Genomic DNA, 9,553 nt, shown 5'->3' with positions numbered 1-9,553 from the left:
ACGCAAGGGCAAAGCCCGAGCCGATGATGCCGATCACCGTGCCCTCGAGGATGAACGGCGCCTGGATGTAGAAGTCTGAGGCGCCGACCAACCGCATGATCCCGGTCTCCCGGCGGCGGGTGAACGCTGCGACCAGCATCGTGTTGTAGATCAGCAAGCAGGTCGCCGCGAGCAGCACAACAGCGATCAGCAACACGCCGAGCGTCACCCGGTGGAAGAACGCGAACAGTGTCTTCAGATCCTGCGAGGCGTTCGTCACGGACTGCACCCCGGGGGCCTGGCTGACCGCACTGTTGATCACTGCGAACTGGTGCGGGTCCTTGAGCCCGACCGCGAACGACGCCGGCAGGGTGTTCGGGCCGGCCTCCTTGGTCAGGTCGGGGTCGTTCGCGAACTCGTCCTTGAAGTGCTGGTAGGCCTCCGCCTGCGAGACGTACTGCACGCTCTTGACCTGCGGCAACTGCTTCAGGGTCTTGTAGATCTGGGTCTGGTCGTTCAGCGTCAGGCAGTTCGCCGGCGCGTTCGGCGTACCGCAGTTCGGCTGGAGATAGACCGACACCTCGATCTCGTTGAGCAGATCGTGCTCGAGTCGGCTCGCACCGGTGCGGATCATCAGCGCACCGCCGAGCAGCGTGAGCGAGATGGTGATCGTCACCATCGCCGCGACGGTCATCGTGACGTTGCGGCGCAGGCCAAGGGCAAGCTCCGACACGACGAACTGAAAGCGCATGTAAAGGTCTCCGAGCGGTCAGCGGGAGTAGCCGTAGACGCCGCGGTTCTGGTCACGGGTGACTCGACCACCCTCGAGCTCCACGACCCGGCGACGCATCGAGTCGACGATGTTCGAGTCGTGGGTAGCCATGACCACCGTGGTGCCGGTGCGGTTGATCCGGTCGAGCAGCTTCATGATTCCGACGCTCGTGCCGGGGTCGAGGTTGCCGGTCGGCTCGTCGGCGAGCAGGATGCGCGGCCGGTTGACGAATGCCCGCGCGATCGCGACCCGCTGCTGCTCGCCACCGGACAGCTCGTCCGGCCGGCGGTTCTCCTTGCCGTCGAGCCCGACCAGGCTCAACACCTCGGGCACGACCTTGGCCACGGTGTGGCGCGGCTTGCCGATCACGTCGAGGGCGAAGGCGACGTTCTCGGCGACCGTCTTGTTCGGGAGCAGACGGAAGTCCTGGAACACCGTGCCGACCTGGCGCCGCAGCACGGGGACCTTGCGGCGGGGCAGCTTGCCCAGGTCCTTCCCGACCACCCAAATGTTGCCTTTGGTCGGTTGTTCCTCTTTGAGCACGAGCCGCAGAAAGGTCGATTTGCCGGACCCGGACTCGCCGACGAGGAAGACGAACTCGCCCTTGTCGAGCTCGACGCTGACTTCGTCGAGCGCCGGGCGCGTGCTCGTTGGGTAGACCTTGGTCACCCCGTCGAACCGAATCACAACGAGGAAGTCTACCGGCGGTTAGCCGTCCTCCCCCTGAGTGCGACGCCAGCGCACCTCCGCGTCGATGAACTCGTCGATATCGCCATCGAGGACCGCGCTCGTGTTGCCGACCTCCACGCCGGTGCGGGCGTCCTTGACCATCTGGTAGGGGTGCAGCACGTAGTCGCGCACCTTGTCGTCGCTGCCGAAGCCCACCGTGTTGCGGGAGCCCTTCAGCCGGCCCATCTCGTCGGCCTCCTCCTGGCGGCGTACCTCGAGCAGCTTTGCGGCGAGCACCTCCATCGCCCTGGCCCGGTTCTGGATCTGGCTCCGCTCGTTCTGGCAGGTCACGACGATGCCGGTCGGCAGGTGGGTGATGCGTACCGCGGAGTCGGTCGTGTTGACGCCCTGGCCACCGGGACCCGAGGAGCGGTAGACGTCGACCCGGATGTCCTCGTCGGGGATCTCGACGTGGTCGGTCTCCTCGACCACGGGCGTGATGTCGACGCTCGCGAACGACGTCTGCCGGCGCGACTGGTTGTCGAACGGCGAGATCCGGACCAGCCGGTGCACGCCGTGCTCGCCGGCGAGCGTGCCGTAGCCGTACGGCGCCTTCACGACGAACGTCCCCGACTTGATGCCGGCCTCTTCGGCGTACGACGTGTCGAAGACCTCGGTCGGGTAGTCGTGACGCTCCGCCCAGCGCAGGTACATGCGCATCAGCATTTCGGCCCAGTCGGCGGCGTCCGTGCCACCCGTGCCGGAGTTGATCGTCACCAGGGCATCGCGCTCGTCGTACTCGCCCGAGAGCAAGGTCCGAACCTCGAGTGACTCGATGTCGGCCTTGAGCTGCGGCAGGCCGGCCTGTGCCTCCGCGATCAGGTCGGCGTCGTCGAGCTCGATCGCGGCGAGCTGGTCGTCGAGCCGGGCGTGCAACGTGTCGAGCCGGGCGAGGTCGGCGCGAAGCGACGCCATCTTCCGGGTGACTCGCTGGGCCCGGTCCTGGTCGTTCCACAGATCCGGGTCGGCGGCCTCGTCCTCGAGGTCCTTCAGCTGGGTGCGCATCGCGTCCGGGTCGAGCACCGCTTCGATCGAGCCGAGAGTGGCAACCAGCCCTTTGAGCACGTCGGCGGGGTCGAGATCGGACACGCCTAGCGAGGTTACCGGCGTTGCGCGACCGGCGTCGGGGGTGCGGGTGCGGGTCCGGCTCGCCTCGCCCCGCCCGTTTCAGCACACAACCGGCCCCGATCGACGGCGCATAGCCGGGCATCGGCGTACTCATCAGGGCGAACCGGGCACCGTTGTGTGCTGAAACGTCCGCGGCGATGGGAACCAACCGCCTCCCGCCTGCGTCTGTCGAACTGACGGCGGCGTCCGCGCGCGCCATGCTGGCCCACGGCGAGAGGGATCGCGATGAACGCTCGGAGCACGTTCGTACGTCGCACCGCGGCCGGGGGGATGTTCGCCGCAGCCGCCATCGTCGTGCCGATCTGGGCGGCGACCCCTGCCGCGGCGGCCAGCCTGTGCGCACCGCCCTCGGACACGGTGCCACCGCAGGTGCAGAGCGTGCAGTTCGGCGTCTCGACCGTCGACCTCAGCACCGGCCCGTACACGGTCCCGGTGACCGTCGACGCGACCGACACGTCGCAGAACGGCGCGGCCAGCGGCGTCGCGGGCGTCGGGCTCCTCCTCTCCGGGCCGGGCGGCGGCGTGGGCACTTCGCTGAAGCTGACCGGCGGCACTGCCGACGACGGCGTGTGGACCGGCACTCTCACGATCCCGAAGCGAGCGCGGCCGGGCACCTGGACGCTGCGCTACGTCCAGGCTGATGACGCCGCGGGCAACCAGGGCTTCTACCCGGACTTCGGCACCTACCCGCAGGGGCCGACCGACATCCGGCTGCAGAGCGGATGGGACACGACGGTCACGCTGACCGGCCACGGCGCGCCACCGCCGAAGAAGGTCAAGGCAGGTGCTCTGACGTCGTTCGGCTTCAACCCGAGCGCGGTCAATACGACGAAGGCGGCTCGCAAGTTGCACGTCACGGCATCCTTCAGCTCGCCCGCTCCGAGGAACGTCTCGGTCATCTTCTCGCGGAGCAAGGGCCATGGCCGAGGGCTCAACAAGGGCCTTGAGCTGACCAAGCACGCAACCAACACGTGGACCGGCACGATGACCGTGCCGGAGTGGCTCGGCGACGCCACGAGCCGGCCGCGGCTATTCGTCGAGTATCCCGCGAAGGACAAGCCGCAGTTCCGTCTGATCACCGCGAGCACCCTGCACGCTCGGCACTTCTCGTCGTACCTGAAGGTCACCAGCAACACCGACAGGACCAAGCCGGTGCTGACCAGCCTGACCTTCTCGCCGCCCACGGTGAACAGCACGTCGGGTACGGCGTCGATGACGGTGACAGCGACCGCAACCGACACGTTGTCCGGCGTCCACCGGGTCGACGTCGACTTCTCGACCCACCACGGGATCGGCGGAGCGGCAAGCGGGCTCTATCCGTTCCCGGGCATCGGCTACGAGACCTACGGCTATGTGCACGCGAAGCTTCAGCTCGAGGACGGCCAGTGGGTCGGCACGGCGAGGTTCCGCAAGTGCGTGCCGAGCGGGAGCTGGCAGGTGAGCGCTTACGTCGAGGATGGCGCGCACAACGCGGCCTACAACTCGTCGAAGAAGCTGATCCGCGACGAGCTGCCCGGCACGCTCAGCGTGACGTCCAAGCACGGGGACGTCGTGCCGCCCTACGTGAGGGGGGCCGTCGCCTCCGGGCAGGCGCACACGATCACGCTCGACTTCAGCGAAGGCGTGAAGAACGTCAACCCGTCCACGCTCTCCGTCTACGCGATGAAGCCCAAGGCGAAGCGGTTCCAGTCGAGCGCATCGGTGAGCTCGATCACGTGCTCGAACGGCTCGGCGACGATCGACTGCGCCGGTAGCGGCGGGCTCGTGACGTCAGCCGTTCTCGACGTTCCGGCGGTGGCGGCCGGCGATCGGTTCGAGGTGTTCGCCAACCAGGACATCACCGCGCCGCAGCTCACCGACGGCGCCGGCAACCCGCTGGACTGGGGCGGATACGCCGCGGACGTCACCGGCTCCTGAGGCGCGTTCGACCGCGCGTTTCAGCACACAACGCTCGCCATCGGCGCCGCGAAAACCGGGCACGCGCCGCAACAGGGTCGACTCCGGGCGGGGTTGTGTGCTGAAGCGGTCAACACAGCCCGCCGGCGACCGGCGACCGGGCGTGCGAGGTCTCGCTGACCCCGATCCGCCCGCCGGACGCCGAGCCGTCGAGCCAGCCGACCACCCGGCCGAACGGTACGTCGACCCGGCCACGCAACACGACCGTCACCGTGCCGCCGTCGACCGTGGTGGCCGGCGGACCGAGCGACGCGAAGACATGCCGCAGGTCGGCGGCGTCATCGGAGAGTGAGCGCTGGGCGAGGTCCGCCGCGTGTTGCGGATCGAGCGGCAGCGGCTCGCCGCAGCGAAGCGCGCCGCCGCGGTAGATCGCCGCGGTGTCAATCCCTTGGGCGGCGGCGAGAACGGCGGAGTCCGCGGCCGAAGCCAGGGCCCGCCGGGCCAGGAACACCTTCGACACGTCGACGCCGACGGTGATCAGCACCGCGGCAATGGCGACGTAGCCGATCACCAGAACGAGCACCGAGCCGTCGTCGGTGCCTCGCGCGCGCATCGGCATGCTCAGCATCCGGCCGCGGGGTCGGGTGTGCCGGTGCCCGAGTAGCAGCTGAGCCGCTCGGCATGGCGGGCGCGAACGGTAATCCCGGCGACGCAGCGGCGCCCGCACAGCCAGCCTGGTACGAACGGAAGCGCAACGTGCTGGGACAGGACCACGGTGAAGGTCGATCCGGGCGCGTAGTCGCACGGCCCGCAGTCAACGACGCGACCCGACGGCTTCCACGACACGCCCTGGTCGGCCATGACGAGCGCGACGGCCTGCTCGGCCCGCCGCTCCCCCAGGGCATCCGAACCCGCGGTGGCATAGGCCCTCGCGCCTTCCCGTGCGGCGGCGGTTACCGCGAACGCCGCGCGCTGCACGGCGACCGCGCTCATCACGACGTAGGCCAACGGGATCATCAGGAGGACCGCCAGCCAGACGAACTCCACGATCGCGCTGCCCTCGTCAGCCGGACGGGAGCAGGTCACGGTCTCGGCTCCAGCAAGGCGTGGCCGGTCGCGTGAACCGCCGGACCGACCGGCAGGAACCAGGCAAGCAGCGGCAGCCGCGCATCGACGCGAACGGTGACGACCGCAGCGCCATCCACCTGCGCCTGGGCGGCGGGAGCGTACGCCGTCGCGTATGCCGCGCCGAGCGCGCGAGTGATCTCCTCATTCGCCTGCTCGGCTCCTGCCGCGGGATCGGCGACATCAGCATTTGCGGCGTACCGGGCGCCGTCCGCGGCACACGCTTCCAGCACGTCCCGGACGTAGAAATCGATGCCGACCTGAAGCACCGCGAGAAACAGGAATGTGACGAGAACGCCGACCAGGACGAAGTCGACCGCCGCCGAGCCGCCGTCACGCGGCGCGCCGGCTCCGCTCACTTGCTCGGATCGCCGGAGATGTTCAGCGCGTTGGTCAACAGGCTGCGCAGCGTCGGCTCGGCCACGACCCAGAGCGCGGTGACGATGCCCGCCGTCATCAACGTGATCAGCACCCAGCCCGGCACATCGCCGCGCTCCCGGTCGGCGCCACCGAACCGCCGCCGCAGCTCCGCCCAGACGAACAACAACCCGAAATACATGCGCCGACTCCGATCCTCTCGATCCCTCAGGGCACGGACAGCTGGAGGCTGTAAAAGCCTGGGAACAAAGCAAAAATCACCGTCACCGGCAGGACCAGGAACACGACCGGCACGAGCATCGTGATCTCCTTGCGACCACCTGCCTCGAGCAAGGCGCGGCGACCCATCTCGCGCACGTCGGTCGCCTGCGCCCGCAGGACCTCCGCGAGCGGCGTCCCGCGCTCGACCGCGACGGCCATGCCGTCGACGAATCTTGCGAGCACCGGAAGCGATGTCCGCGCCGCCATCGCCTCCAGGGCGCTCGTCACGGAGCGACCCGCGCGGGCGTCCGCGAGCGCCCGGGCCAGCTCGCGAGGCAGCTCGCCGTGGGCCAGCCGCGCGACTCGCTCGAGGGCCGCGACCGGCCCTTCGCCGGCACCGACCGCGAGCGCCAGCAGCTCGGCGACGGTCGGGAACTCGCGGATCATCGTCGCCTCCCGCCGGCGTACCTCACTGGTAAGTGCGCGATCGCGCAGCAGCACGCCGCCCAACGCCAGAACCGCCGCGAGCACCAGGAACCCGATCGGGTTCACCCGCGACCCGGCGGCTGAAGCCAACACAGCGACGGCGAGACCCGCGAGCAGCCCGCCGGCACCCCAGACGACCTGCTCGATCCGGAACTCCTCGACGGTCATGTCCCGTCCGGCTTGCTCGAGGCGGCGGCGCACCGAGGACGCGCCACCGATCGCGCGATCGATCCGTACTGCAAGATCGCGAAGCACCGGTCCGAGCAGCCGCTCGACCGTCGAGAACGGCGTGACGGTTCGTTCGTTCCGCAGCAACCGCGACGGTCGAGGAGTGTCCCTGAGGTACGGCGCCAGGCGGTCGTCGAGGCGCACCCGACGCATCGGCGGACTGGCGGCAATCGCCGCGCACAACCCACCCGCCCCGAGCAACCCGAGACCGGCGCCGGTCAGCGCGGGCGTCACCTCAGCACCCGCTCGTCGGCCGGAAGCTGCGCCACCCGCAGCATGACCCGGTACGCCGCCACCGACACGATCGCGCCACCGGCGAGCACCGCGATACCCGCGCTGGTGTCATACGCAGCAACGGTTTCGGGTCGCAGCGCGAGCATGCCCAGGATCACCCAGGGCGCTGCGAGCGCGAGCCGCGCCGCCGAGACCGTCCAGCCCTGGCGGGTTTCGAGCTCCGCCCGCGTTCGGGCGTCCTCACGAAGGAAGCCCGACAACGTGCGCAACAACCGCCCGAGATCGCTGCCGCCGACCTCGCGGGCGAGGCGCATGGACTCGACGATCCGGTCGGCAACCGGGTCCGCGAGCGCGGCCTTCAGCCGGTCGAGGCAGTCGCCGAAGCGGCCGGTCGCCGCGTAGTCCGCCGCGAAGTCCTCGAACGCCGGCCGCAGGACGGCCGGCCCGCGGCCGGCCAGTTGGGCGACTGCCTCGGGAAGGGACAGCCCCGCACGAACCGCGGAAGCGAGGTTGTCGACGACACCCGGCCACAGCTCGCGCAGCTCGCCAGCGCGTTGACGACGACGATGACGGACCAGCGCGATCGGCGAGTACGCGGCGAAGCCGGCGAAGGCGACCCCGATCGTCGCCGCGCGACTCACCCCTGCAACCACGATGAACGTCAGCACGGCGAGCCCGACGCAGACGGCGTACAGCTGCTCGGGCCGGACCGACGCGTAGCCCGCCTGGAGCAACAGGTCGGCTACGCGATCGTTAAGGCTCGGCGTGGTCCGCGGTCGGCGCTGGGGAGCCCGCGGTCCGCTGCGCCAGATCAAGAGCACGCCGATCCCGAGGACCAGGCCGATGAGCGACCCCATCAGATCGACTCCACGGTGAGCAGTGCTGCAAGGTCGATGCCTGCGCTCGCGAAACGTTCGGCATGCGGAGGCCAGCCTTCCGCCCGTACCAAGCGGTCGCGCCGCGTGACGAATACGTCTGCGAGCTCGATCACGTCGCCTTCGACCCGGCCAGGAACGGCAGCGATCTCGCGCACCTGCCGGTGTCCGTGACCGTCGCGCGCAATGTGTACGACGAGGTCGACGCTGGCGGCGACCGTCGGTACGACGAAGGCGTGGCTCACGTTCTCTCCTGCCAGCAACGGCAGGGTGCAGAGCTTGGTGATCGCCTCCCGCGCCGAGTTCGCATGGATCGTGCACATCCCCGGCAGGCCTGAGTTCAACGCGATCAGCAGGTCCAGGCACTCCTCCTGCCGTACCTCACCGACCAGGATGCGGTCCGGCCGCATCCGCAGTGCCTCTTTGACGAGCCGCCGCAACGGGATCTCACCGGTGCCTTCGAGATTCGACTGCCGGGTCTGCATCGAAACGACATCGGGCAACAGCAGTCGGACCTCGAACACCTCTTCGCAGGTGATGACCCGCTCACGTGCCGGAATCGAGGCAGCCAGGCAGTTGAGCAAAGTGGTCTTCCCGGCCTGGGTTCCGCCGGCCACGATGATGTTGAGACCCGCGCACACCGACGCATCGAGGAACCGCGCCGCTCCCGGGGTAAGCGTGGCGAGCGCGACCAGCTCGTCGAGCGACGTGGCACCGACGACGAACTTGCGGATGTTGACCGCCCAGTCCCGGCGCGTGATGTCCGGAATCACCACGTGCAGTCGGCTGCCGTCGGGAAGCGACGCGTCGACGAACGGCGTTGACAGGTCGACCCGACGACCGGATGACTTCAGCATTCGCTCGACCAGGTCGCGCACCTCATCGGCGAGCAGCATGGTGGTCGTCAGCTCGCTGCGTCCCCTCCGCGCAACGAACACCCGACCCGGCTCGTTGATCCAGATCTCCTCGATGGTCTCGTCATCGAGGTAGGGCTGCAATGGCCCGAAGCCGGCAACCGCATCGAACACCTGCCTGGCCAGCAGCCGGGGATCGCCAGGTGCCGGAAGTACGCCGGTCAGCGAGCGATCGTCGTAGTCGGCAACCACGTCGTCGACCAGGGCCCGGACCGCGGCGACGTCGGCGGCGGGATCGAGCCCGCGCCGGCGAACCAGCTCACGGACCTCCTGCTCGACCACCCCCGTCGCGTCCACGACCCCTGCACTCCCCCCGAGCACGTCCCGGGCGGCCCCTACCCCCCGAGGCCGCGAACGCTACGAGGCAGTGCGGCCTCACGCCAATCCCGAATCTCGACGGTTGTGGATAACGCGGCCGGTGCGGGAAGCGGCAGGCTCCGCACCGCGCCGAACGACCAGTGGCTCAGCCCTGGGTCAGGTTGCAGTCGTCGACCTCGAAGCTTGCGCCGCCCGCGATCGTGTTCGTGCTGTAGACGGACAGCGGCAGCTTGTCGCCGGATCCGGTCGTCGTGTCGATGTTCCACGGATCCGGGAGCCTACACACGCAA

At 69.2% G+C, this 9,553-nt stretch carries 12 protein-coding genes; 1 reads left to right on the top strand and 11 read right to left on the bottom strand.

Going from position 1 to position 9,553, the window contains the following annotated elements; all coding sequences use genetic code 11:
- The 3 genes from ftsX to prfB form a co-directional block, all read right to left on the bottom strand.
- The coding region (ftsX, locus tag VME70_03165) for a permease-like cell division protein FtsX (GenBank protein HTW19196.1) at positions 1–730 on the bottom strand (730 nt) is incomplete at its 3' end.
- Between the two features lie 18 nt (positions 731–748).
- Positions 749–1,438, bottom strand: a complete 690-nt coding sequence (gene ftsE, locus VME70_03160) for a cell division ATP-binding protein FtsE (GenBank protein ID HTW19195.1) — start codon at positions 1,436–1,438, stop codon at positions 749–751.
- A gap of 21 nt (positions 1,439–1,459) precedes the next feature.
- Positions 1,460–2,569: a peptide chain release factor 2 gene (prfB, locus tag VME70_03155; protein ID HTW19194.1), complete on the bottom strand. Its 1,110-nt coding sequence runs from the start codon at positions 2,567–2,569 to the stop codon at positions 1,460–1,462.
- Between the two features lie 264 nt (positions 2,570–2,833).
- Here prfB and VME70_03150 point away from each other — a divergent pair, with 264 nt between their 5' ends.
- Positions 2,834–4,525 carry a hypothetical protein gene (locus VME70_03150; GenBank protein ID HTW19193.1) on the top strand — a complete coding sequence of 564 codons (1,692 nt, stop codon included), beginning with the start codon at positions 2,834–2,836 and terminating at the stop codon, positions 4,523–4,525.
- A 109-nt stretch (positions 4,526–4,634) separates the two neighbouring features.
- Here the strand turns inward: VME70_03150 and VME70_03145 are convergent, their stop codons facing one another.
- The 8 genes from VME70_03145 to VME70_03110 form a co-directional block, all read right to left on the bottom strand.
- A complete protein-coding gene (locus VME70_03145; GenBank protein HTW19192.1) occupies positions 4,635–5,123 on the bottom strand; it encodes a pilus assembly protein TadG-related protein in 489 nt (162 codons plus the stop codon).
- A 2-nt stretch (positions 5,124–5,125) separates the two neighbouring features.
- Positions 5,126–5,590, bottom strand: a complete 465-nt coding sequence (locus VME70_03140; GenBank protein ID HTW19191.1) for a hypothetical protein — start codon at positions 5,588–5,590, stop codon at positions 5,126–5,128.
- A complete protein-coding gene (locus VME70_03135; protein ID HTW19190.1) occupies positions 5,587–5,988 on the bottom strand; it encodes a TadE family protein in 402 nt (133 codons plus the stop codon). Before VME70_03135 ends, VME70_03140 begins: the two co-directional genes overlap by 4 nt.
- Entirely contained in the window at positions 5,985–6,188 is a 204-nt protein-coding gene (locus VME70_03130) for a hypothetical protein (GenBank protein ID HTW19189.1), read from the bottom strand. Before VME70_03130 ends, VME70_03135 begins: the two co-directional genes overlap by 4 nt.
- Positions 6,189–6,214: 26 nt before the next feature.
- On the bottom strand, positions 6,215–7,156 hold the full coding sequence (locus tag VME70_03125; protein HTW19188.1) for a type II secretion system F family protein: 942 nt from the start codon (positions 7,154–7,156) through the stop codon (positions 6,215–6,217).
- The gene (locus VME70_03120) at positions 7,153–8,013 is read right to left on the bottom strand and encodes a type II secretion system F family protein (protein HTW19187.1); all 861 of its coding nucleotides are present in this window, start codon (positions 8,011–8,013) and stop codon (positions 7,153–7,155) included. The genes VME70_03125 and VME70_03120 overlap by 4 nt, the downstream gene beginning before the upstream one ends.
- Entirely contained in the window at positions 8,013–9,242 is a 1,230-nt protein-coding gene (locus tag VME70_03115) for an ATPase, T2SS/T4P/T4SS family (protein ID HTW19186.1), read from the bottom strand. The genes VME70_03120 and VME70_03115 overlap by 1 nt, the downstream gene beginning before the upstream one ends.
- Positions 9,243–9,408: 166 nt before the next feature.
- Positions 9,409–9,549 carry a hypothetical protein gene (locus VME70_03110; protein ID HTW19185.1) on the bottom strand — a complete coding sequence of 47 codons (141 nt, stop codon included), beginning with the start codon at positions 9,547–9,549 and terminating at the stop codon, positions 9,409–9,411.
- Between the last annotated feature and the right edge of the window lie 4 nt (positions 9,550–9,553).

This window comes from Mycobacteriales bacterium (assembly GCA_035504215.1).
In the GTDB taxonomy this organism is placed as follows: Bacteria; Actinomycetota; Actinomycetes; order JAFAQI01; family JAFAQI01; genus DATAUK01.
The sequence above is the reverse complement of the archived record's forward strand: the minus strand, read 5'-3'. Positions and strand labels throughout refer to the sequence as shown.